14 protein-coding genes, 2 tRNA genes and 3 pseudogenes are annotated in these 25826 nt (G+C 35.7%); 10 read left to right on the top strand and 9 right to left on the bottom strand.

What is annotated here, in order from left to right; translation table 11 throughout:
* From BOQ62_RS06220 to ccoN, 4 genes and pseudogenes are all read right to left on the bottom strand, one after another.
* Positions 1-2328 carry a BamA/TamA family outer membrane protein gene (locus tag BOQ62_RS06220; RefSeq protein WP_129038008.1) on the bottom strand — a complete coding sequence of 776 codons (2328 nt, stop codon included), beginning with the start codon at positions 2326-2328 and terminating at the stop codon, positions 1-3.
* Positions 2328-7354, bottom strand: a pseudogene (locus BOQ62_RS06225) (translocation/assembly module TamB domain-containing protein). Before BOQ62_RS06225 ends, BOQ62_RS06220 begins: the two are co-directional and overlap by 1 nt.
* 287 nt (positions 7355-7641) lie before the next feature.
* Positions 7642-8528, bottom strand: a pseudogene (locus BOQ62_RS06230) (cbb3-type cytochrome c oxidase N-terminal domain-containing protein).
* A gap of 19 nt (positions 8529-8547) precedes the next feature.
* Complete coding sequence (gene ccoN, locus BOQ62_RS06235) at positions 8548-10827, bottom strand: cytochrome-c oxidase, cbb3-type subunit I (RefSeq protein ID WP_129038010.1); 2280 nt, start codon at positions 10825-10827, stop codon at positions 8548-8550.
* A gap of 184 nt (positions 10828-11011) precedes the next feature.
* Between ccoN and BOQ62_RS06240 the strand changes: the two genes are divergently transcribed.
* The 4 genes from BOQ62_RS06240 to BOQ62_RS06255 all read left to right on the top strand — a co-directional run bounded on the left by BOQ62_RS06240 (position 11012) and on the right by BOQ62_RS06255 (position 14500).
* Positions 11012-11305, top strand: coding sequence for a helix-turn-helix domain-containing protein (locus tag BOQ62_RS06240; protein ID WP_121489057.1), 294 nt, complete (start codon positions 11012-11014; stop codon positions 11303-11305).
* Positions 11306-11615: 310 nt separating this feature from the next.
* Complete coding sequence (locus BOQ62_RS06245; RefSeq protein WP_129038012.1) at positions 11616-13034, top strand: amino acid permease; 1419 nt, start codon at positions 11616-11618, stop codon at positions 13032-13034.
* A 293-nt stretch (positions 13035-13327) separates the two neighbouring features.
* Positions 13328-13960: an HdeD family acid-resistance protein gene (locus BOQ62_RS06250; protein WP_129038014.1), complete on the top strand. Its 633-nt coding sequence runs from the start codon at positions 13328-13330 to the stop codon at positions 13958-13960.
* A gap of 120 nt (positions 13961-14080) precedes the next feature.
* The gene (locus tag BOQ62_RS06255; protein ID WP_129038016.1) at positions 14081-14500 is read left to right on the top strand and encodes a DUF4279 domain-containing protein; all 420 of its coding nucleotides are present in this window, start codon (positions 14081-14083) and stop codon (positions 14498-14500) included.
* 214 nt (positions 14501-14714) lie between these two features.
* Here BOQ62_RS06255 and BOQ62_RS06260 read toward each other — a convergent pair.
* Both BOQ62_RS06260 and BOQ62_RS06265 read right to left on the bottom strand, forming a co-directional pair.
* Positions 14715-14785: transfer RNA gene (locus tag BOQ62_RS06260), tRNA-Gln, on the bottom strand.
* Positions 14786-14952: 167 nt separating this feature from the next.
* Positions 14953-15023: transfer RNA gene (locus tag BOQ62_RS06265), tRNA-Gln, on the bottom strand.
* A 99-nt stretch (positions 15024-15122) separates the two neighbouring features.
* Between BOQ62_RS06265 and BOQ62_RS06270 the strand changes: the two are divergent.
* The 4 genes and pseudogenes from BOQ62_RS06270 (at position 15123) to BOQ62_RS06285 (ending at position 18720) form a co-directional block, all read left to right on the top strand.
* Positions 15123-16143 (top strand): annotated as a pseudogene (locus BOQ62_RS06270) (AMP-binding protein).
* A gap of 7 nt (positions 16144-16150) precedes the next feature.
* Positions 16151-16543: an alternative ribosome rescue aminoacyl-tRNA hydrolase ArfB gene (arfB, locus tag BOQ62_RS06275; protein ID WP_129038018.1), complete on the top strand. Its 393-nt coding sequence runs from the start codon at positions 16151-16153 to the stop codon at positions 16541-16543.
* Positions 16544-16904: 361 nt separating this feature from the next.
* Positions 16905-17285, top strand: coding sequence for a GreA/GreB family elongation factor (locus BOQ62_RS06280; RefSeq protein ID WP_129038020.1), 381 nt, complete (start codon positions 16905-16907; stop codon positions 17283-17285).
* Between the two features lie 463 nt (positions 17286-17748).
* Complete coding sequence (locus BOQ62_RS06285) at positions 17749-18720, top strand: deoxyhypusine synthase family protein (protein WP_034673009.1); 972 nt, start codon at positions 17749-17751, stop codon at positions 18718-18720.
* A 476-nt stretch (positions 18721-19196) separates the two neighbouring features.
* Here the strand turns inward: BOQ62_RS06285 and BOQ62_RS22400 are convergent, their stop codons facing one another.
* A complete protein-coding gene (locus tag BOQ62_RS22400; protein ID WP_164976697.1) occupies positions 19197-19343 on the bottom strand; it encodes a hypothetical protein in 147 nt (48 codons plus the stop codon).
* 73 nt (positions 19344-19416) lie between these two features.
* On the opposite strand from BOQ62_RS22400, the gene BOQ62_RS06290 reads away from it, so the two are divergent.
* The gene (locus tag BOQ62_RS06290; protein WP_110008117.1) at positions 19417-19713 is read left to right on the top strand and encodes an MGMT family protein; all 297 of its coding nucleotides are present in this window, start codon (positions 19417-19419) and stop codon (positions 19711-19713) included.
* Positions 19714-20008: 295 nt separating this feature from the next.
* On the opposite strand, the gene BOQ62_RS06295 is transcribed toward BOQ62_RS06290, so the two are convergent.
* Positions 20009-20401: a helix-turn-helix transcriptional regulator gene (locus tag BOQ62_RS06295; RefSeq protein WP_129038022.1), complete on the bottom strand. Its 393-nt coding sequence runs from the start codon at positions 20399-20401 to the stop codon at positions 20009-20011.
* A 423-nt stretch (positions 20402-20824) separates the two neighbouring features.
* Positions 20825-22720 (bottom strand): molecular chaperone HtpG, encoded by a 1896-nt coding sequence (htpG, locus tag BOQ62_RS06300; protein WP_129038024.1) that lies wholly within the window; start codon positions 22718-22720, stop codon positions 20825-20827.
* 154 nt (positions 22721-22874) lie between these two features.
* On the opposite strand from htpG, the gene BOQ62_RS06305 reads away from it, so the two are divergent.
* Entirely contained in the window at positions 22875-25775 is a 2901-nt protein-coding gene (locus tag BOQ62_RS06305; RefSeq protein WP_129038026.1) for a prolyl oligopeptidase family serine peptidase, read from the top strand.
* Positions 25776-25826: the final 51 nt, after the last annotated feature.

Here is a 25826-nt window from a genome sequence, read left to right on the forward strand (position 1 = left end):
TTAAAATGGATATCCGATGGCAATATTTAAAACAAGATTATCTTTTCTCCAGTTTGAGTCTCCGAAATTGATCTTATCAAAGGCCCATCTGTCTCCTTTCTGATAGTAAGGAACTCTCAGTGGCATGGCAAGATCCAGTCTTAGAATCAGGATAGAAAAATCCAGTCTCAGACCTACTCCGGCTCCCACCGCAATTTCATTTAAAAAGTCTTTCGAAAACTTAGCGCCCGGTCTTTTATCATCGTCGTGAAGCAGCCAGATATTTCCGGCATCTACAAACACGGCTGCATTTAAAAATTTATAAAGATTGGCGCGGTATTCAGCATTTAATTCAAGTTTAATATCTCCGGACTGGTCAAAATAAGTACCAGGCTCCAGAGTTCTTGGGTCAAAACTTCCAGGCCCTAATGTTCTCGCACGGAATGCTCTGATACTGTTACTCCCTCCAGAGAAAAACTGCTTGGAGAAAGGTATATACTCTGAGTTTCCGTAGGGATAGGCAATTCCTCCAATGAATCTAGTTGCCAGTGAAGACTTTTCAGTGAACTTATGATAGAATCTGAAATCATTTTCAATCTTTACATACTGACTGAAAGGAATCCCAAATATTTTCTTTTCCTTATCTTTTTTTACATCTGCACCTGTTGCCAGTCCTGTTATATTTCCTGCAAGATCAAGCGTTCCTTTATAATAAACGGTATTGGTCTTTGGAAGCATCGTGTTGGTATATGTGAAGGAATAAGTAGGACCGAAAATTAACTGTCTTTGGACAATTCTTTGCATAGCAGGATTTTCGGCTGATATTTTATTGTATTCATCAGTAACATTCGCAGGAGAAACCAATGTAATGTCAATCACCTTCAGCTCATGTTCTTTTCTGGCATTTTCTTTCCACAGATATCCGAATGATCCGGTGAAGTTATTTAAAGTATAATATTTTGTTCTGTTTTGGAATTCATATCCCAGTGTGATATTCGTTCTCGGAACAAACTCACTGGAAGAATGAAAACGGAAAGGAGCCACAATTCTTGGGATAGAAAGTTGTGCATTCGCTCCCGCACGGAAAATATTATTGGCATCCTGTGCACCTCCCATCTGGAAATCAAAAGCTCCGAAGATCGCTGCTTTGAATTGTTCTGCACCTCTGAAGAAATTTCGGTGGGTCCAGTTCAGGTTCAGCTCACTCCCTGCGTAGTTTGCGGAGTTTGTTCTTCCTAATGCTTCCAGACGAAGGGACTGGATTTGTCTCGGAGTTAATAAATAGTAGGCATCAAATTTATGGCTTAATGAATCTGAAACCACAAACTCATTTTTTACAAACTTGAAAACGCCCAAACTGATCAAACGGTTCAACGTAAGATTATGATTGGAACGGTTATAAAGATCTCCTTTTTTAAAGTATAATGCTCTGTCAAAAATTTTCGGTTTGAATTTGTGCTGCGGATCAATAACATAAATATCATCGAAAGCATATTTTGAAAGAGAATCTTTATTCATCGGAATGCTGTATTTTCCGTCTTTTACATCCTGAATGTTGTAATTGGGAAATACAATAACATTATTAATGCTAAATTGCTGCGTTGCTAAATCCGGAGTATTGTCTTTCAGTTTTACGTTAAGCTCAACCTTATGATTTTTACTCACTGTACTGTCTGCCTGTACAATAATATTATCAGGATGGAAATAATAAAAACCTCTTTCCTTTAAGCCATTATCTATTCTTTCTCTTTCCGCTTTAATGACATCCAGATCAAATGGTTTTCCGTTTTTAAGAAATGTTCTCTTTGTTAAACCCTGAATTTCCTGATTCACCAATGTAGAATCCTTCTGGAATTTTACACCATCAATCAGATATCTTGAACCAGGTCTTACCGTATAAATGACCTGAGCTTTTTTATTTTTTGAAACCGTATCATAAGAAGCTCTTGCATTGAAATAGCCTTTGTTTTCAGAATAATTGACAATAATGTCTTTATTGAACTCACGGTCTACATCACCTAATAATACAGGCTTTTCACCTACTTTATATTTAAGCCAGTAATTAAAACCTTTATCTTTTTTCGGTTCTTTGGCGATATTATAAAAATATAGCTTAGGACGCATTCCCAAAAATGTAGAATTGGGTTTTGGGGTAAGATTTTCTTCCAGTGCGGCCTGAAGATCTTTTTTTTCTTTTTTGGAAATCGTATCGTTTTCAATCTTTACTTTGGCTCCTGTGTACAGCATTTGCCCTTCTTTCAAAAACCTTGTATTGCTGCACGAGACTACTGTGGATGCCATTCCGGAAACCAACAGGTACTTACAATATATATGGAACTTATTACTCATTATTTAAATTCTACCACCTGGTTATTTTGATTCTTTTTTTGTTTTTTCTCCTTAGACTTTTGGAAGATCTCACGGAATTTATCATAATCCAATGTAATAATGAACCCGACTCCGGTTTCTATGATCTGCCCCTGAAGAGCCACTTGATATTCATCCTTACGATAAGCACGCAGCATATATCTTCCGTCTTTGGAAAGGCTGTAATCTACGGAAACATTTCCCGCAATATTGGTCATATTTTCATTCTGACGAGCCTGGCCTTCCAGTCCGAAATTACTTCCTACGGTTACTTTCAGACGATCATTCAATAGTTTTTTACTGATGTCTACATTCAGATCGGTTCTGGTATTTTTCTGTCCGCTGGAATAATCTTCTGAAGAATCAAGACCAAAATTAAGATCTACTCCTTTAATCAGACCTGCCGCAAGATTGTTCAGCTGCTGGGAAAGAATTTTACTCACACTCTGTCTTGCCATAGTCTCTGCAGACATTCCTGCTCCGCTTTCAAATGGATTTTCTCCGATAAAACGGTTCAGAAGCAATAATGCGAATACCTGCTTATTCAGTTCAGATTCCTGTGTTCTGATCTGGGCAAGTTTCTGATCAATAATATCTTTTACATTCGTAGATACAGAATTATTTTTTTCATCCGTCGTAATATCGAAAGTAAGCTGAGGCTTCAATAATTCCCCTTTCATTTTTAATAAAGCATTGAAAGGAACTCTCTGCTTAAACTGATTCAATGTTGAAGCACTTTCGCCACTGATCTGCTGTTCTACAAGATCAATAGGCGGAGCTTCTGTTTTATATACGGCAGTAATATTCATTTGAGCCATCGTAGGTTCACCCGTCCATGTGATCGTGCTGCCTTTTTGAATATCAAATTTACGTTTAAGTAAGCTCACAGAAAGATCATAACTTCCCTTTTCCACTTCATAAACGCCTACTAATGTCATTTTTCCGGAAGGGTCAATTCCACCTGTCAGTTCAGCTTCTCCCTGAAGTTTTACAAAATCACCATTTACTTTATCAATAATAATAGAGAGTTTAGCTTCTTTGCTTACTTCGATATTCACACTTACATCCATTCCTTTAATACGGCTTTTGGAATCGAGAGAATCTGTTTTGATCGTTTTATTTAAAACCACCTGATCCTGATCCACAAATTCTACAATTCCGTCTCTTTCCTGTAAAGATGGGGAAGACTGAGGAAGTACAAAGGTAAAGTCCGTGTTGTCTGCTACATTTAATCTTCCATCTACTTTTGGGAGATCCAGGTTTCCGCGGATATGAAGTCCGGCATCAATGGCCAAAACACCATACATCATTGCATCATTTGATTTTTCTGAATTGACAACTTTGAAATCTTTAGCATTCACATCCAGATTAAAGGCGAAATCTCTGTAAGTTTGGGTAAGAACCTGTCCGTTCACAACAAGCGCATTTCCGTCCTTATCTTTAATTTTGAATTTATCAAACTCAATTCCACGGCTGGTAAAGTCTATTTCATCACTCAGATGTCGGAAGTCACTTCCTGTTTTTGCTATTTCTAAGCCGGCATCATTGAATTTTACTTTTCCTAAAATATTAGGTTGGGTAGTGGTTCCTGTAATTTTTAAATTTCCTGAAAGATATCCTTCCGTATTGGTAATGGCATTCATAGAGAACCCTTGAATACTCTTCATCTGCAGTTGGTTGATCGCCATATTCAGATCAAAAGTACTTGAAGAAGTATTATAATCACCTAGAATTTTCACATCATTATTATTTCCGGAAAGGGCAATATCTGCATTTAAAACCTTCGGTGAAGTATTGTTTACTTTTACAGCAAGATTTCCGACAGGACTTCCATAGACCATTAAGTCGGAAATATTCAGGTCGGAAGTGAATGTCATATTTTTAGTAACATCCCGAAGTTGTGCCGTTCCGTTGATGGTTCCTCTTGCCAGAACAGTATCTTTTTTAATCAATTCTGTAATGGTTTCGATTTTAAAATCTTTCAACGAAATGTTCAAAGGACTGCTCGGACTGCTGCTTTCAGACTGCACTGCAATTTGGCTGTTTCCATTGGATAGGATGAAGTTATCCGCCAGAATTCCCTTATTGCTGATCTGGATTTTGTTGTTCTCAGCAACGTTCCAATCTGTGTAGTTGAGCTTTAACCCGTTCGGATTTAAAGATATTTCGGTAATATCGTTCAGTGATTTTGCATTTCCTGCAATCAGGAACTGGGTAGCATCTTTCTCGTCTTTTGTGGTGACATTGTATCGTATCGTATTGTCTGCTACATCTCCGTCAATATTGATTTTGTTTAAAGAAAAACTTGAACTTTTCAGAGCTGCAACATTCAGGCTGTACTGCAATGCCTGATTTTCATTGGTAACTTTTAAAGCTCCTTTTTCAATAGTATTTTCACCATATAATAATCGTGGAATCTGCCCGTCAATTTCAATTTTCTGAGAATCTGCATCATAATTTCCCACAAGATTGATGGTTTCAAAATCTTTCAGATCCGGAACAAATTTTCTGATCAGATCATCATTTTTAATTTTAGCCGTAAAGGTAAAATGCTGTCCCGGATCAATTTTCTGTTTGTTATCCGGTTTTTGAAACTGATAATACTGATTCACGGTTTTCGTTAAAGCACCAAAAATCTGGGTAAGTTTATATTTTCCTTTCAGTTCTATATCTGCGATCTGCGAATTGAAAATAATCTGTGTAGAATCTGTTGTAGAGGAAGCTTTCAGATTAACTTCCTGTACCGGATAAACCTCTTTCGTATCTGAGAATGCAAAATCTTTAAGATTTAGATATCCATTTAGGTTGTTAGGATCTAAGCTGGTGAAATCTCCATCAATTTTTCCGGCAATAATCATCGGTTTTTCATAGAAGCCAAGTTTGTTGACATCCAGTTTGATGACTTCTCCATTCACTTTTACGGTAGGATTTTTTTCATCATATACTCCCGAAGCGGTCAGCTGTAAACTGGCATTCGGATCTTTTGAATCCAAAATGACATGATATGCCCCTTTATTGATCTTTCCGGTAAGGTTCATGTTTTGATAACGATATCCTTTGTAAACTGCGGAAGCAACATGTCCTTTTAAGTTGGCATTGGCATTTTTAAAATCAAAGCTTTCTCCTTTTGCAGCAATTTGTGCGGTAATGGGACCAATATCTTTATTCTGAATAATTTTTCCAACCTGTATTCCCTGAAGATTGGCCTTTACATCATACAATTCATGATTTTTTTTGCGCATGTCTACCTGTGCGATGATGGCGGCATTCCCTAAAGTAGAGTAGAGGTTAAGATCTGTATTCACTACTTTGGTTGTTCCTTTTGCATTTCCTTTGATGCTGAAATGGGAAGGAAGCGAAATATTGGAAGGAATTGTATTTTTAGGAACAAGATTAAATATCGTTTGGGCATTGGAAGAAAATTCCCCGATTCTCAGATCATAATATAACTGATCTGGATTCATTGCATTTTTGATCTTTCCGGAAGCCATTACCCTCAGCTGATCAAGCCCTGAAACTTTGAGATCCTTAATTAAAAGATCGTTTACGCTTCCTTTTACATTCGCATTCACATTAAGAATTGCGTTCGGGTATTTGTTGAACGGAACCGTGTTTTTTAAAGTCGGAACCAGATTCAGAATATCAGAAAATCCTACTTTTGAATCTTTGATATTGGCTGAAATCTTTACAGCACCTAAGTTTGAACTAAGTTGATCAATGGAATTATAGTTTAAAATAACCTCATCACGCAATATCGTTTTTGGTGTTTGAAGATAAAGATCTTTCAGGTACGCTTCTTTTTCTGCGTAAACAAAATCAGTATTGAATTTCTGGATATCCAGTCCTCTGCCTTCTTTAATTTCTGCCGTATTCACTGTACCGGCAAAAGTATTGTTCTCCATTTTGAAGCTTCTTACCTCCACATTCATTTTTGAAAAATTAAGGTGGTTGAAGTCCATTCCCTGTTTCGTTGGAGCAATAGCGGTATTGTTATAATTGACTTTTACATCATTTAAAACAAGTTTCCCTAAGAGAAGTTTCATGGCTTTATCCTGATCAGTTGCTTTGGAAACTTCAGGCTCTTTTGTTGTTTTTGGATTGGCATTCTGAGCAGGAAGATAAAGATTAGTATTGATATCTGCTCCGGAAAGGAATACATTCGAAACATTGTAAGCATTGTTTTCCAGATCCAGTTTATTAACCTTTGTGCTCAGCTCTTTGAAGATAACTTTTGCAAATGTTTTGGTATTTTCATCACCGTAATCAATATCAAAATGAGTAAGCTTGATTCCTCTCAGCCCAATATTCATCGGTTTCTTTTCGTTGAGAGAATCTACTTTTTTCTCTACCTTTTTGCAACTTCTTCTACAAGTCCCTGCTTTAACTTTAATTTTAATCCGTCAAGATTGATGTCATTGACGGCATAATTGTTTTTGCTGAGATCAAAAGTTTTTACTCTGGTATCAAAAGACTTAAAGTAGAGTTGAATATCATTCTTCGACTGTTGGTCATTAAACGTTACCCCAACATCTTTTAAATTAATTTTATCTAAAGAAATAATAAAAGGCTTGGAAGGACTTTCTTCTTTGTCGGTGGAAGCGAAAGCGTCAATAATATAATCAAAATTGAATTTGCCATCCGGTTTCCGTACTACATTAGCACGGGCACCTTCCATATTGACAGAAGTAATGTCAGCTGTAGAATTAAGCAGCTTCAGCATATGCAGTCCTACATCTAGCTTTTTAACGGCCAGAAGAGTATCTACATCCTGTCCTTTGAGATAGAGATTTTCCATGACAAGGCTGTTGGGAAATCCAATATAAACTCTTTCAAGGCTTACAGGAGTTTTAATTTTCTTCTCCAGATAAACAATAAGCTTGTCTTTGATGAAGTTCTGGACGGCAGGAAGCCTTAAGCTTAGGATCAACAGGGTAAGAAGAACCAATATCGAAATAAAGATTATTGCAATACGCCTTAAGAGTTTTGTGATGTTGATTTTCAGTTTCAAATGCGAGGTGGTTTCTAACAAAGATAATAATACTATTTTATTTGGTCTTTGTTGTGGTACCCTTTTGCGAATGCAAAAATCCTGCCTTGGCTGTCTTTTTATGGAATTTCTAGTTTGTAGTTGTCAAGTGAATAGTTGAGTAAGACAGCCAAAGTAAGGATTGTTATTTGTAAAAAACGCCCCCTTTTATCATTTTTTAATGTTGAAAAGGTTAGTTAGCAAAAATGAAATTCAAATGTTAGTAGTTGTGAAGGGGGCGTGGCATGGTTTATATGATAGATAATAATTTAGTTATTTCCGTTTTCCCATTTCACTTCTTCTCCCTGAGGAGCAGCACCGCCTTGGGCCGTAGTGATAGGAGCAGTTTCCTGGTTGATGTGATAGATATAAGCGGCAATTTTTCAGCATCTCTTCCGGTAATGGTTCCTTCCTTGATGAAAGGTCTCATGGTTGGATTGTTTGGAGAACCGTTTTCAAGCATCCAGAATACATTTTTAAATAAGCTTTTTTCTTTAATATTAATCCAGTGGGTATCGGTAAGGTTAGGCCCTATGCCTCCTTTTCCAGCATCTCCGTGGCAGGTAACACAGTTTGTTTTAAATAGTTCCTGTCCTTCTGCTATATTATCAGCACTGTATTTTGCAGATTCCAGATTGATCTGAGGTGCTGTTTTCTCATACTCCGCGATAGAAGCCAGCATCGTTTTTGTTTCTTTGGTATACTCTGCCTCCGGATGGGCATAATCTGTGAAAGAAAAGGCAAACAAATAAACTGCACAGAAGATACATCCGAACCAGAACAGACCGATCCACCATTTTGGAAGCGAGTTGTCAAGCTCTGTAATTCCGTCAAAACCATGGTCGATAAGAATATCTTTTTCTTCCGTAGCGGTTTGTTTTTTGAAAGCAGAATTCCATAATTTCTGGTAATACGGAATTTTTTTCTCTTCCAGATATTGTTTTTTCTCTTCCTCGGATAATTTGCTGAAGCTTTGATTTTCTACCAGATCTCCGATAGAGTTCATGATCAGCAGCAGGATCGTAGCGATTAATATCAGCGCCCAGAAAAAAGGAGAAGAAAAATATCCTGAATCACTGGCGAACATTTCAAAGGCCATGATCGTTAAACCTATCGTTGCTGCGATATATATTGAAATGGGGGTTCTCGTTTTCATTGCAGTTTAATTTTAAATGTTACTCTACACTTGCAGTTTGTACCTGTGTTGTTTTAATGTCCGTACCTAATCTTTGCAGATAAGCAATCATGGCTACAATCTCTCTTTGTTCAAGAGGTACATAAGCAGATCCTTTGGCTGTTTTTTCTTTAACCATCTGATCTTTTACATCTGTTGCTTCTGCATAAATTCTTTGTACGATTGCTTTTGACTGGTTATCCGCCCATTGGTTGGCAGAATCAATCTGAGCTTTTGTATAAGGGACATCAAAGGCATTTTTCATCAGTTTCATTTTGTCCACCATTTGGGTTTTGTCCAGTTTATTGGTAATTAACCATGGAAAACGAGGCATGATAGAACCTGCAGAAGTGATTCTTGGGTTATACATATGTTTAAAGTGCCATGAATCCGGGTTTCTTCCTCCTTCTCTATGTAGATCCGGTCCTGTTCTTTTGGATCCCCATAAGAAAGGTCTGTCGTAAACAAATTCTCCCGCTTTGGAATACTGTCCGTTTTTTCCTTCAAATCTTACCACCTCATCCCGGAAAGGTCTTATCATCTGAGAGTGGCAGGAGTTACAGCCTTCACGGATATACAAATCTCTACCTTCAAGTTCCAATGGAGTATACGGTTTTACCGCTGAAATGGTCGGAACACTTTGCTTCAGGGACAGGGTAGGAACAATTTCCACCAATCCACCAATTGCTATGGTAATGAAAGCTAATACAGAAAGGAGAGTAGGAGTTCTTTCCAACCAAAGGTGTACGCCTTCGCCTTCTTTTCTTGTAGTCCCGATATTGGCTAATGCTGGAGCCTCCGCAGGAACGTTTTTCTGGAATGAACCAGCTTTAATTGTTTTGATAACATTGATGACCATTAAAATCGCTCCTGATAAATACAGTACTCCACCTAAGAATCTCATTTTAAAGTATGGAATAATTGCAGTGACCGTATCCAGCCAGTTTTTCCACAATAAGGTTCCGTCCGGATTAAATTGCTTCCACATTAATCCCTGTGTGAATCCTGAAATATACATAGGTACGGCATAAAAGATAATTCCTAATGTTCCCAGCCAGAAGTGCCAGTTGGCCAGTTTTTTAGACCAAAGGGACGTTCTCCACATAATCGGAACCAGATAATATACCACTCCGAATGCCATGAAACCATTCCATCCAAGAGCTCCCAAGTGTACGTGGCCAATCACCCAGTCGGTATAGTGACCAATTTTATTTAATGATTTTGTAGCTAATAAAGGTCCTTCGAAAGTAGCCATACCATAGCATGTAACAGCCACTACAAAGAATTTAAGAATTGGATTTTCTCTTACTTTATCCCATGCTCCTCTTAAAGTAAGAAGACCATTTAACATACCTCCCCATGATGGTGCAATAAGCATGATAGAGAAACCTGTTCCCACTGCCTGAGCCCATGCCGGTAAAGCGGTATACTGTAGGTGGTGAGGGCCGGCCCAAAGGTATACAAAGATCAGCGACCAGAAGTGAATAATGGATAGTTTGTATGAGAATACCGGTCGCTGAGCTGCTTTAGGCATAAAATAATACATCAGACCTAATACTGGAGTAGTTAATACAAATGCTACCGCATTGTGTCCATACCACCATTGTACTAATGCATCTTTTACCCCTGCATATACAGAATAGGATTTCCAGCTGGTGAAAGATAACGGAACTTCCAGGTTGTTGAAGATGTGAAGCATTGCTACCGCAATCCAGGTGGCTATATAAAACCAAATGGCTACATATAAATGTCTCACTCTTCTTTTGGCAATCGTTCCGAACATATTAATTCCGAAAATAATCCATGAGAATGCAATTAAGATATCAATAGGCCACTCATGTTCGGCATATTCTTTAGACGTATTGATTCCCATTAGGAATGTAATCACTACAGTTACAATCATAAACTGCCAGGACCAGAAGTGAATCCATGAAAGGGTATCACTGTACAATCTGGTTTTAAGAAGCCTCTGCATACTGTAGTAAGCACCACAGAAAAAGGAATTACAGACGAAAGCAAAAATAACGGCACTTGTATGAAGCATTCTGATTCTTCCGAAGCCCATGGCTCCCTGAGTGTTGATCAGTCCCTGAATATTACCCGAAGCTAAGCTTTTAATCGTTGTATCATCCGTACCGAATAAAAATTCAGGCAATTCAGGATAAAAAAGCATCAATGCAGCTGTAAGCCCCAGCAGAAATCCTACAAGTCCGAATGCGACAGTCGCATAGAGGAATGCTCTGACAATATTATTGTCATAATTAAATTTTTGCGTCTCCATAAATTCCAATAGTGTTTACCGAATTGATATTTTCTCTGAAAAAAGTTCTATTTTTAAGTCTTTTTTATGTCGAAAATAAATATCATGTAACGTGTATAATGTTTTGCCAAAGGTATTTATTAACTTTGTTGGAGGCTAATAGCTAATCTTCTAAAATATACCGAAAACTACTAAAACAAAAACGATGAAAGTATGTGGACAAAATATCAGGAAAATACGTAGGAGCAGAGATCTTACGCAGGAATACATGGCTTTTGAAATGGGAATTTCCCAAAAAGCATATTCCGATATTGAGAATTCCAAGGTAAAGATCAACCTGGAGATACTGACTAAAATATCTGACATTTTAGACATCAAACCATCCGACATCTGTAGTATTTCTCACAAGTGTGGAAATGATGAATATGAAGATAAATATCAAAGTCTCTTGGAATACATGAAAAAGAATAATATTTCAGTTCCGAAAGAATTTTTGTAGGCTTTAGCTTCCGGCTTTTGCATTCAGTTTAAATAATTATAAAAGTGATCTCTTTCAATAACGAAGGAGATCACTTTTTTCAAATACGTTTGTGATGAATGGCAAATAATTTCATATCAAAACTTTAAAATTTAATCTTTATTTCACTTGTCAAGGTTGTTTTGGTAAATGTATTTTGAACTTTATCAGAAATAGAGTAAAAATAAAAGGGGTGTGCACTCCGGGATGAAGTCGAATTCTCAATTTACCCCATGGAATGTGAATTTCTCTGAAAAGTTTTTATATATTTAGCGACCGAATAATTCATTCAATGAGCAACGAAAATAAAACAGGACAAAACGAGACTTTAGTTAGAGGATTAACAAACCGACATATACAATTAATTGCCCTTGGAGGTGCCATAGGAACAGGGTTATTTCTGGGAATTGGACCGGCTGCAGTACTGGCAGGACCATCTGTAATCTTAGGCTATGCTTTAGCAGGAATTATCGCCTTTTTTATTATGCGTCAGCTGGGTGAAATGGTAGTTCAGGAACCTGTTTCGGGAAGTTTTAGTTACTTTGCCTACAAATATTGGGGAAATTTCCCGGGTTTTGCTTCCGGATGGAACTACTGGATTCTCTATATTCTGGTAAGTATGGCGGAGCTTACAGCAATTGGACATTATATTCACTTCTGGTGGCCGGAAATACCACTCTGGGTTTCCAGTTTATTCTTTTTTATAGTCATCAATGCACTTAACCTTGCTTCTGTGAAAGTTTACGGAGAAACAGAATTCTGGTTTTCCATCATCAAAGTTGTGGCTATTATTGCAATGATTATTTTCGGAGTCTATCTTTTAATAAGCGGTACAGGAGGAGAAAAAGCGACTATCACCAATCTTTGGAATGACGGCGGATTTTTCCCGAAAGGATTATTTAATAAAACAGAAAACGGATATTCAGGGTTATTTGCAGCCATGGCGATGATTATGTTCTCCTTTGGAGGTCTGGAACTGATCGGGATTACAGCTGCAGAAGCTAAAAATCCGGAAAAAACAATTCCACAGGCTACCAATCAGGTGATCTATAGAATTCTTATTTTCTATGTAGGAGCTTTGGTGATCTTATTCTCATTAAGCCCTTGGAGAGATATTACAGAAGGATCCAGCCCGTTTGTAATGGTATTTCAAAATCTGAATGGTCTTGAATTCAGTCTTTTTGGTAAAGTGATTCAGTTCAATACATTGATTGCTAATGTTCTTAACCTGATTGTTTTAACTGCTGCTTTGTCGGTATACAACAGTAGTGTTTACAGTAACAGCAGAATGCTTTTCGGATTGGCTCAGCAGGGTAATGCTCCGAAATTTTTGAAAAAACTGAACAAAAATTCAGTTCCTACTAACGCAATCATTATTTCTTCATGTTTTGCAGGAATCTGTATTATCATTAATAAATTAGTGCCGGAAAAAGCTTTTGAATACCTAATGGCTTTGGTGGTATCTACGTTGATTATCAATTGGCTGATGATATGTTACACTCATTTAAAGTTTAAAAAATCAATCAATGCAGAAGGAGTTCAATCAAAATTCCCTTCTATATTTTATCCAATATCTAATTATATCTGTATTGCATTTTTGGTTCTGATTTTAGGACTGATGAGTATTACAGGGATGGAAATTCAGGTGATTCTGATTCCGATATGGATTGGCTTTCTTTTCGTGATGTACAAATTATACAAACCGAAATAAGAATATAAAACAGATCTAAATATGTTTTAAAAAGGTGAAAATCAAATGATTTTCACCTTTTTGTTTCCAGTAAACCAGAATAGAAAATATAATCACCAGTATTTATTTTGCTCATCTTATTATTTCTTTTTTGCAAAAACAATTTATAAAATAGAACGCTTTCCCCGTTTATTTTTCATACATTAGTAAGAGGTTATATTTCAAATTCAGGTGAAATTTATAATCTGTTTGAAATACCTGCGGATAAGCCGAAAACCGTTACAAAAAAGTAGGCAGGACCAAAAAACACACCTATGGCCAATTTATTTCAAACTCTTACCAATACTGTAAAACACTGGTACATTCCATTAATCTTCGGAATTATTTTCCTTATCTGTGGTTTCTACGTATTCAGTGTGCCACTTGCAACGTATGTTACACTCTCTATTTTTTTCAGTGTTTCATTCTTATTTTCAGGAATTACCGAAATCTTCTTTTCCTTACAAAACAGTAAATCCTTACAGGGATGGGGCTGGTTTCTGGTAAGCGGATTATTAACAACCGCAATAGGAGTATATCTTATTGCAAATCCTCAAATTTCAATGACCGTACTTCCGTTTGTGATTGGATTTACTTTATTATTTCGTTCCTTTCAATTATTAGGCTTTGCATTTGACCTGAAAAGCATGAAAATAATGAGCTGGGGAAATGTAGCTCTTGCCAGTGTAGGAGGAATTATATTTTCTCTGTTACTGATATTCAATCCTGTGTTTACAGGATTTTCATTAGTTACTCTTACAGGTGTTTCATTTATTTTCATGGGAATAGCTTCTATTATGCTTGCTCTGGATTTAAGAAAAATAAAAAAGATTCCAGGGAAAGTAAGCCAGGAATTAAGAGACAGAATCAAATCTATTCAGGAAGAGATTGATGATCTTAAAAAATAAATAAATAATAATTTTTATTCACTTGCAGAATATTATTTTAATACAAACCTCACAGGTTTTTAAAACCTGTGAGGTTTATTGAACCAACCAATGTTTAATACAAAACAAACTTATTAGTTTATGGTGAAAAATGATTTGAATTTACGCTTTAATATATGGGATTATGAAGATATAAATGATTCGGAAATAACAGAATCTTTAAACTTGATACCCTATAAGATTTATAGTAAAGGAAAGCAAATAAATCCAAACTCTTCAAAACTATCAAAAAGAAATGGGTGGATATACGGCCCATCCTATGGAAATGAAGAAAGTTTTGAGGAGCAAATGAATAAAATTTTAGATATTCTAGAACCTAAAATTCCTATTCTAAAGGAGTATGCAAAAAAATATTATTGTGAATTTTCTTGTGCGCTGTTCCTGAATAATAGAGAAGAAAGTGCTCCTTGGATCCATTTTGATAAAAGATATAATGCTTTTATAAGAGAAGTAGATGCTGAATTTGATTTTGACATCTATTGCCCTTCTTTAGAAGAATAGATATAGCTCCTACTTTTGGTAGGAGCTTTTTAATTATCTTAATAGGTAGCTTTAAGAATATTGGGGTTTTATTTAAATAAAGGAGAGAAATAAAAATAAACCTCACAGGTTTCAAAAACCTGTGAGGTTTATGAATCGATTAAATATGAATAAGTAAGAGTGGCTGAGTGGGATGTTTGAAAAAATAAAAAACCATCCTTAAAAGGATGGTTTGTAGACCCACAGGGATTCGAACCCCGACTGACGGTACCAAAAACCGGAGTGCTACCGTTACACTATAGGTCTGTTTTACTTTGGTGATGCAAATTTATATATTTTTTTCTTATTTACAAATATCTTCCTTGAAAATTCTTGCTTTTTTAAAGGAAGAAAAGGCAGATTGAAAATTTTTCTATATAAAAAATCTGCCCCATCCCAAAAAACAAAAACCACCCTTAAAAAAGAGTGGTTTGTAGACCCACAGGGATTCGAACCCCGAATGACGGTACCAAAAACCGGAGTGTTACCGTTACACTATAGGTCTGTTTTATTTTGGTGGTGCAAATTTACAGCTTTTTTCTTTACATACAAGAACTTTTTGAAATTTTTTTTAAATTTACTGTAGAATTTATTCACGGAAAATATGCTGATAGACTTCAATAATCTCAATATTAATCAATTATCGTTCAATACCGAATTTGAAAAGAAAGTGAAAAATTTTCTGGAAGAATGGTTTTCACAAAAAAATGGGTAAATGTTCAGACATCGGGCTCTACAGGAGTTCCGAAAATTTTTGAAATTGAAAAAAGAAAATGATCAATTCTGCAGTCATGACCTGTAATTTTTTAGGATTAAAAGAAGGCGATACGGCATTACTTTGTTTGCCGGTAGAATATATCTCAGGTAAAATGATGATTGTACGTTCTATAGAAAGGAAATTAAAATTAAAAATTGCCGATCCTTCTTTAAAACCCGTTGAAAACCTGGAAGAAGAAATAGACTTTTGTGCCATGACACCACTTCAGGTAGAAAACTCACTGGAAAAACTTCACCTGATCAAAAATCTGATCATTGGAGGTGCTGCAGTCTCAGAAAGTCTGAAAAATAAAATTTTGCAGATAAATCTTAGTAACTCCAACCGAATTTTTGAAACGTATGGGATGTCTGAAACACTTTCCCATATCGGTTTAAAACAATTGATGCCGGGACAGGAGGATTATTTCACCGTTTTTGAGAATGTAACCATCTCTTTGGATGGTAGAGGGTGTCTTAAGATTTTTGCACCCAATGTGAATGCTGAAGAATTGCAGACTAATGATTTAGCTGATATCAGGAATGAAAAACAGTTTAAATTCCTCGGAAGAATTGATAATGTGATCAACTCTGGAGGTGCAAAAATTTTTCCTGAAACACTTGAAGCATTAGTAAAAAAAGAAATCTCGAACGAAGCCGTATTTATGGGGTTGCCAGATGAAACTTTAGGACAGAAATTGATACTAATTATTGAAGGAAATGAGTCGGATGAGGTAATAAAGAAAATTTCGGAAATAACGTTTGAGAAGAATTTTCACAAGCCAAAAGAAATTATTTTCATCCATGAAATTCCAAGAACACCTAATGGAAAAGTAAACAGAATGGAACTCTATAAAAATATAAATCTCTAGCCTAAAAATGAAAGACTTTTCAAAAGAACTCAGTTTTAAAACTTCCCGCAGCAGTGGAGCGGGCGGACAAAACGTTAATAAGGTAGAGACTGCTGTTACTGTACTTTGGAAAGTAGAGGCCTCAGAATCCTTCAATGATGATGAAAAAGTATTGATTCAGGATAAATTGAAAAACAGAATCAACGCAGATGGTTTTTTATTTCTCACCGTTTCTGAAAGCAGAACCCAGCTGATGAATAAAAATAAAGCTATTGAAAAAATAATAGAAATAGTCAACAAAGCACTAATTGTTCCCAAAAAGAGAACCGCAACGAAACCATCAAAAGGACAGAAGCAAAAAAGATTGGATAACAAGAAAAAGCTTTCAGACAAAAAAGAAAACAGACGTTTTAAGTTTTAATTCTTCATTAAAAAAGAATGACAAAGCATTTCTTTACGTACATCCTATGCATTCCGTTTTTAAGTCCTATCTTTGTTAGAATTAATAATAACTGATAATGATAATGACAGCAACAATCTTTTTATCTGCACAACACCGCCGTTCGGGATTGCTGATGTCTTTACTTTATCGTCATACAGATTCTTTTCTGAAAAGTTCTAAGGACTTCATCATATAGTCCCTGTCAGGATCCAAGACAGGGAATCACTTCCGATTTATTTATTACTTTTTGCAGTTTTCCATAGAAGAAGGCTGTTCTATACCTGGATTCTACATTGGATTACTGGGGAATAACTGCACTTTAATTTTTAAAAACGAAAAAATGTCCAATCATATTATTGTAACCACCGGAATTTATGATGCTATAAAAGATACACTCAGAAGAAAAAAAGTGAGCATCGGAGAAGAAAAAAGACTTACCGAAGAACTCAGAAAGGCAAAACAGGTGCTGAGAAGAGATCTTCCTGCGGATATTGTTACGGTAGACAGAAAGGTGACGTTAAAAGATCATACCTTAAACTTTGAACACGAATATATTTTTGTGCCTTCTACCAAAGCAAAGCTTAAGAAGAATAAACATTCCATCCTGTCGGATATTGCTCTTGCGGTAGTAGGATACAAAGTAGGAGATATCATAGACTGGCCTTTCAGAGAAGGAGAAAGGAAAATTGAGATTTTGAAAGTGGAAGCCTGGGAAGGATAAAGCTTTGTTAAAAATATTAAGTTGAATTACAATGAAAGCGTGGCTCGTATAGGCTACGCTTTTTTGTTAGTTTAAAGGGTTAATTTTAATGTTGGAAAACGCAAGGGTGCAAAATTATTTTAATACTATGTGTTGTAAGATGCAAGGATTTTATCTTCGATAAAATTTTATACTGTACAATTTATTTTTTGTCAGATGCTTATTTTTCGGATAATATAAAATCTGTGCAATCTGTGCGAAAATAATACTTTCCCTTGTTGAAAATCTTACATTGAGCGAAGTCGAAATGTTCTTGAGCCTTAAAATATTTACAAAGCTTTAAAATCCTTTGCGCCCCTGCGTTTTCCAACAATTTATACCTTCTCCATTTAACAAATGATAAAAAATACTCCTCTATCACACTTTCTTCAAGTGCTTTGGCTGCATTCCGTTTTTAAGTTTTATCTTTGCAAAAATTTTAAAAATGAGCAAACCGATAACAGAGTTCATAGAAAAGTATTACCTGCACTTCAACGCAGCTGCATTGGTGGATGCTTCTAAAGGATATGTTGCACATCTTAAAGATGGCGGAAAAATGATGATTACTTTGGCAGGAGCAATGTCTACTGCTGAATTAGGAAAGATTCTTGCTGAAATGATCCGTCAGGGAAAAGTAGATTTTATCTCTTGTACAGGGGCTAACCTTGAAGAAGATTTAATGAACCTTGTAGCACACTCTCACTATGAAAGAGTTCCTCATTATAGAGATTTAACAGCTCAGGATGAGTGGGATCTTTTAGAAAGAGGTCTGAACAGAGTTACAGATACTTGTATCCCTGAAGAAGAAGCTTTCAGAAGATTACAAAAACATATCGTAGAGATCTGGAAAGATGCAGAAGCTAAAGGAGAAAGATATTTCCCACACGAATTCATGTACAAAATGATCCTTTCAGGAGTATTGGAGCAATACTATGAAATTCCTAGAGAAAACTCTTGGATGATTGCTGCAGCAGAAGCAAACTTGCCAATTGTAGTACCGGGATGGGAAGATTCTACAATGGGTAACATCTTCGCTTCTTACTGTATCAAAGGAGAGCTTAAAGCGACTACAATGAAATCCGGTATTGAATATATGACTTACCTTGCTGACTGGTATACTAAAAATTCAGGAGGAAAAGGAGTTGGATTCTTCCAGATTGGTGGAGGTATCGCAGGAGATTTCCCTATCTGTGTAGTGCCAATGTTATATCAGGACATGGAAATGCATGACATTCCTTTCTGGTCTTATTTCTGCCAGATTTCTGACTCTACAACATCTTACGGTTCATATTCAGGAGCAGTTCCAAATGAGAAAATCACTTGGGGTAAACTTGATATCACTACACCGAAATTTATCGTTGAAAGTGATGCAACAATCTGTGCACCATTGATGTTCTCTTATATCTTAGAAAACTAAGAACGAAATTCTCACAAGAGATTACAATATCAGCGCTTCAATTCATTTGAAGCGCTTTTTTTATTTTATGATTGAAAAATAGATGTGTTTTGGAAACTAAAAACAATTTAAACCATTAAGATTATTTAATTTGTAAAGAGTATTAAGAAAAATAGCTAAAGCCATTTTATTTAACAGCATGTTTTATTTTTCATCAAAGATGAAACTTAATTAGTCTTACAATTATTTTTCTTAATGGTTAAAAAAATGGTATATAGTATTCCCACAGATGACACGAATTACACAGATTTTTACTATCTGCGTAATTTGTAAAATCAGAATGATATTAATAAAATTTGACTGTGTACAATTTTGTCAAAGATAAAATCCTTGCGCTTTACAATATATAGTATTAAAATAATTTTGCGTCTTTGCGTTTCCCCAAAAATACATATAAACATTTGTGAAAATTTGTGCAATCCGCGGAAAAATAAAAATCAATCCAACGAATTCACCAGTACAAAATAACGATACGCCAAGATTCCCTTTTCGACCTTAGTAAGGTGATTAGGATCTTTATTACTCAGCTTTGGAAGGACCTTTTTATTAACCGCATTCAACAGCCTGAAAAATGATTTTTTCATATCTTTATCTTTTAATGAAACATTCCCGAGCTCAGATGAGTTCAAAAATGATGCAAAAACATAGAAAACAGATATGGACGAGATTTTCAAACAACAGGTATATGAAGTAGCAAGACTTATTCCCAAAGGAAGAGTGTCTACTTATGGTGCCATAGCAAAGGCTGTTGGCTATCCTAATCATTCCAGACATGTAGGGAAAGCTATGGGTGGCTGTCCAAAAGATGTTCCTGCCCACCGTGTGATTTCAAGTTCGGGAGTACTGTCTGTTCCGGAATTTCAACCTAAGCTGGAAGCAGAAGGAATCATTGTGGAAAATCTTAGAATAAAAAATTTCAAAAAACTGTTCTGGGATCCGTTAGAGGAATTGTAAATTTTAAAGAATTTAAATCAAAGAATTTTTTAACGTAAAGCTTTCATTTGTTTTCTTTAATATTCTAAGGGAGCAAAGGGTGGAATCCATGAAATTGATTCTCTTTAAGCGAACGTATTACTATCACAAAGCTTCATCAGCGACAAAGTCGCACCTCTTCGCCTTCTGAAATAAAGCATAGGAAAATTAATCCTTTGCGTCAAAAAAATCACCCATCAACACTACAAAGCAAAAAAAAATGTCACTACATAATTTAATAGAAGTGACATCAATATTTTTAAGTGTTCAAACTGTATTATTTTCTTCCTCTCGGGAGACCTTTTAGTTCTTCTTTCAGCTTTTCGTTCTCCTCTTTTAATAGAGCAATATAGTTTTGAAGGTTTTCAATAATAGCTCCAGGGATATTATCATAATTGTTCTGGTTAGTAATTACTCCCGCAGAAGAAGATCTGTCATTAAATACAGGATGGTCATTATTAACAACTACTGTAGGTTCCTCTTCTTCATAAATGTCCTCAAACGGTACATCCAGAAAACGGGCAAGCTTGTCCCATTCATCTCTTACGATCCTTACATCACCGCTTTCTTTTCTGCTGTAATTAGATACATCTGTTGCGATAAAATCAGCTACCTGCTGTTGAGTATAACCTTTTTGCTTTCTGATGACGCGTAATTTTTCTTTTTGCATGACCTACATTTTATACAAAAATGGCAAAAAAGCAGAAGCTATACAATAAAAAGCAGAAAAAAAGATATGATAAAGAATAAGATTAAAGATAAAATGAAACTAGACTAAAAAATACAAATATTATCTGATGAAATTATTGAAAATTTTCTTCGTACTAGCCCTTTATTTAATGATAATTTCTGATTGATCAAAGATTAGTGGTAAGAGGAAGAGATTTAAACCTTATAGGTTTCTAAAACCTATAAGGTTTGGACTGTAATATTCAGATGATTTTAATTAGCTATTGATTATAAAATGCAAAGTTGCAAAGAATTTTATCCATTATAGAAGTTTTAAGTCGCAAGATTTATGTCAAAAAAATAGTGCCTTTCAACCCTTTTTAAACAAAAAAAGACTGCTTCAAATGAAACAGTCTTTCGTATATTATTTTTCAAGCTGCTTATAGCTTCTCTGTATAAAATCTGTCAGGTCTTTTCCTTTCAGTAAGTTTTGCGAAAGCTTGGCAAGATCCAGAGCATATTTGATCAAACTTTCTTTCTCTTCCGTATTCTCAGTATTTAAAATCTGATTGGAAAGCTCACTATTCGAGTTCACAACAAGATTATACATCTCAGGAAAACCTCCCATTCCAAACATTCCACCTCCGCCTGTTGCCTGCATTTCCTTCATTCTTCTCATAAATTCTGGCTGGGTAATGGTGAACGGAGCATCATTGCTGTCAAGGTCTTCAAGCTGAACCGTAAATTTAGAATCCTGAATAGCTTCTTCTACATTCTTTTTCAAAGATTCTTTTTCCGTTTCATTCAATTTTGAAATGACTGGCTCGTCTTTTTTGATCAGGTTGTTTACATGATCCGCATCTACTCTTGCAAACGAAATATTTTCTTTAGAAGTTTCCAGTTTCTGAATTACGTGTGAAATAATAGGGGAATCCAATAACAGAACTTCATAGCCTTTATCTCTTGCAGATTGAATATAGCTGTGTTGTTCATCCGCATTGGTAGCATACAATACAACTAACTTGTTATCTTTATCAGTCTGCATTGGTTTGATTTTCTCTACCAATTCATCCCAAAGGAAATATTTACTGTCTGTGGTAGGATATAATGTGAATTTGTCTGCTTTTTCAGCAAATTTTTCTTCGGTAACAATTCCGTATTCTATAACTACTTTGATGTCGTTCCATTTTTGCTCATAATCTTCACGGTTTTCATTGATTAAAGAAGCCATTTTGTCGGCTACTTTTTTCGTGATGTAAGAGGAGATTTTCTTTACAGCACCGTCTGCCTGAAGATAAGAACGGGAAACATTCAACGGAATATCAGGAGAATCAATTACTCCTCTCAGAAGCATAAGGAAGTCCGGAACGATTCCTTTTACTTCATCTGTTACGAATACCTGGTTTTGATATAATTGAATTTTATCCTTGTCAATATTTAAATTGTTGCTCAGTTTCGGGAAGAATAAAATTCCGGTAAGGTTGAAAGGATAATCAACATTCAGGTGAATATTGAATAATGGCTCTTCAAACTGCATCGGATAAAGCTCGTGGTAGAACTTCATATAATCCTCATTAGTCAGTTCGCTTGGCGCAATTGTCCATGCCGGAACCGGATTATTGATGATATTGTCTACTTCCTCTGTTTCAGCCACAGCATCTTCAGGAGCATCTTCCGGTAAAGGAAGCGTATGTGTTTTTGTTCCGAACTTAATCGGAACAGGCATGAATTTGTTATACTTTAATAACAGTTCACGGATTTTTCCTTCTTCTAAAAATTCTACAGAATCTTCAGCAATATGAAGGATGATTTCCGTTCCTCTATCCGTTTTGTCAGTAGTTTCTTCAAGAGTGAATTCCGGACTTCCGTCGCAGATCCAACGTACTGCCGGTTCATCTTTATAAGACTTTGTAAGAATTTCTACTTTTTCCGCCACCATAAATGCAGAATAGAATCCAAGACCAAAATGTCCGATAATCCCTGAATCTTTAGCAGAATCTTTATATTTTTCCAGGAACTCTTCAGCCCCTGAGAAAGCAACCTGATTGATGTATTTCTCCACTTCTTCACCCGTCATACCAATCCCTTGGTCGATGATACGTAAAGTTTTTTGGTCTTTGTCAATTTTTACTTCAAGTTTTGGATTTCCATATTCAACTTTTGCTTCGCCGATGCTAGTTAAATGTTTTAATTTTAAGGTTGCGTCAGTAGCATTGGAAATCAATTCTCTTAAGAATATTTCGTGGTCACTGTAAAGAAATTTTTTAATAAGCGGGAAAATGTTTTCCACAGATACATTAATATTTCCTTTAGTTGTCATATTTTATAATTTTTAATTTTCAAATATTTCTCAAAAAAAATACCATCCGCAGGAATGTGACAGATTGACATTTTCTCGATTTATTATGAAACAGGTATATCATGTGGATTTTTCAAAGAAATACCTTACTTTTAATTCTTAAAATTCTTTAAAAATGAAGTTGAAATGTACAGTTTTTATTCTGCTCATCATGACATGTTTTGTGTATGCGCAGAAAAAGCCTTTAGATCATTCTGTTTATGACAGTTGGCAGAATATCGGCTCGAGAAAAATCTCAAATGATGGAAAATGGATTGCCTATTCTGTGGATGCTCAGGAAGGAAATCCTAACCTTTTTTTATATTCGGTTAAAAATAAAACCTCAAAGAAATTTGCAAGGGCCACAAAAGTGAATTTTACGAATGATTCAAGATTTGCTGTTTTTCAAATCCGCCCACAGTATAAAGATATAAAGGCGGTAAAAGATAAAAAACTTAAACAAAATAAATTAACCAAAGATAGTCTTGCTATCGTTGATTTTTTGAATGATAAAACAGAGAAAATCCCCAATGTAAAAGGATTTAAAACACCTGAAAAAGCAGGGTCTTACGTTGCTTATCTTCTGGAAAATACAAAAGATAAATCTTCAGATGATAGTTCTGGTAAAGATGACGGCGATGAAAATAAAGATGAAGAGAAAAATGCAAAGCCATTACAATTGGTGGTACGAAATCTTTTGGATGGAAAAAGTACGACATATGATAATGTTGTGCGCTATGAGTTCAGTAAAAATGGGAAACAGCTTGTTTTTGTGACTAAAAAGCCTGAAGAAAAAAGCAGCAAAGATAAAAAGGAAAAGAAAGATTCATTAGATAATAAATCTGAGGATAAAAAAGTTACCGATAAATCAAAACCAAAGAAATATACCCTTCAAACGGTCCAGATAGTGGATCTGCAAAAAGGAACTGTGAATAAAATTTCTGAAATGGAAGGTGATTTTTCACAATTATCTTTTGATGAAGATGGAAATCAATTGGCTTATGTAGGAACTTCTTCTGCACAGAATGATCTGGTGAAATTGTATCAGTTGTACTACTTTAATTTTAAAGGAAACAAAAAAGAAATTCTTACCAATGAAAATGCCCAGATGAAAAAGAACTGGGTAATTTCTGAAAACCGTTTACCTATTTTCAGTAAAAATGGGAAACAGCTTTATTTTGGTGTTGCTCCAAAACCTATTGCAAAAGATACGGCAATGATTGCAAATGATCATGCTGTTTTAGATATCTGGAGCTACAGAGATGATTATCTGCAAACGGTACAGTTAAAAGAATTGAAAAATGATCTAAAGAAATCCTATGCAGCAGTAATGCAAACGGAAAAACCGGACTTTTTTAGAAATATCGATGGAGAAGATCTGGATACTTTACGATTGGTTAACGAAGGAAATGCGGAATTTGCAATGGGTATTACAAGTTTTAACAACCGTATTTCTTCGCAATGGGAAGGCTCAACAAAGAAAACATATTTCCTGATTGATAATAAAACAGGAGAGCGAACAGAAGTTATTAAAAATCTGGATGGCGCTGTTGCCATATCTCCGCTTGGAAACTTTTTGGTGATTTTTGACAGAGAAAAAGGGAAATGGCTGAGCTATAATGTAAAAACAAAACAAACCCTTCCGTTGAGTACAGGCTTACCTGTCTCTTTCGTTGACGAGGAATTTGATATGCCGGATTTCCCGAATTCTTACGGGATTGCATCCTGGACGGATAAAGATGAGTCTGTGATTATCAGAGATCGTTATGATCTTTGGGAGTTTTTCCTGAATGGTTCAAAAAAGCCGAGAAATATCACCAATGGATTCGGACGTAAGAATAAAATAACATTTGATACGTACGATTTAGATAAAGATATTAAAAGCGTAAACAGAAAATCGGCTATTTATTTATCAGCATTTGATAATACTACCAAAGCGAATGGAATTTTCAAAACATCCATTCAATCCAATTCTGATCCTGTAAAAATTCAGATGGAAAATGTCTGGGGATACAGAACTCTTCAAAAAGCAAAAAATGCTGAGGAATATATTTTAGTAAAAGAATCATATGCAGATTCTCCCAATATTTTTGCAACATCAGATTTCTCAGAACAACAAAAGCTGAGCAATACCAATCCGCAGCAAAGCCAATATAACTGGGGATCTAGCGAACTGGTAAACTGGACAACACCAAAAGGGCACACTTCTACAGGAGTTTTATACAAGCCGGAAGATTTTAATCCGAACAAAAAATATCCTATGATTGTCTATTTCTATGAAAAGCTTTCGGATAACTTAAACCGTTATGTGGCACCTGCTCCTACACCTTCAAGATTGAATATCTCTTATTTTGTAAGCAATGGATATCTGGTTTTTACCCCTGATATCTCTTATACAGATGGTTTCCCGGGAGAATCGGCGATGGAATACATCAACTCCGGAGTTGAAAAGCTAAAGCAGAATTCCTGGGTTGATGATACTAAAATAGGAATTCAGGGACAAAGCTGGGGCGGTTATCAGGTAGCGTATCTTATTGCACATACCAATATGTATGCAGCGGCATGGAGTGGTGCGCCTGTTGTTAATATGACTTCTGCCTACGGAGGAATCCGATGGTCTTCAGGAATGAACAGACAATTTCAGTATGAAAAATCTCAGAGCAGACTAGGAAAGAATCTATGGGAAGCTCCGGATCTTTATATTAAAAACTCACCTCTTTTTACCATTAATCAGGTGAAAACTCCGGTAGTCATTATGAGTAACGACAAAGATGGGGCTGTGCCGTGGTATCAGGGAATCGAAATGTTTACCGCATTACGACGCTTAGGGAAGCCAGTATGGCTTCTGAACTATAATGGGGATGATCACAACCTTATGAAACGTCAGAACAGAAAAGATATTCAAATCCGAGAACAGCAGTTTTTTGATTATTATCTTAAAGGAGCTAAAGCTCCGGTATGGATGACAAAAGGTATCCCAGCTACCCAAAAAGGAAAAGATTGGGGATTTGAACTGACAGATGATAAACCCAACTAATAAAATTCCGGCGGAGCCAAAGGCTCCGCCGGAATTTTTTATTAAAAAATG

The organism is Chryseobacterium sp. CH21 (assembly GCF_004119445.1).
Classification (GTDB): Bacteria; Bacteroidota; Bacteroidia; order Flavobacteriales; family Weeksellaceae; genus Chryseobacterium.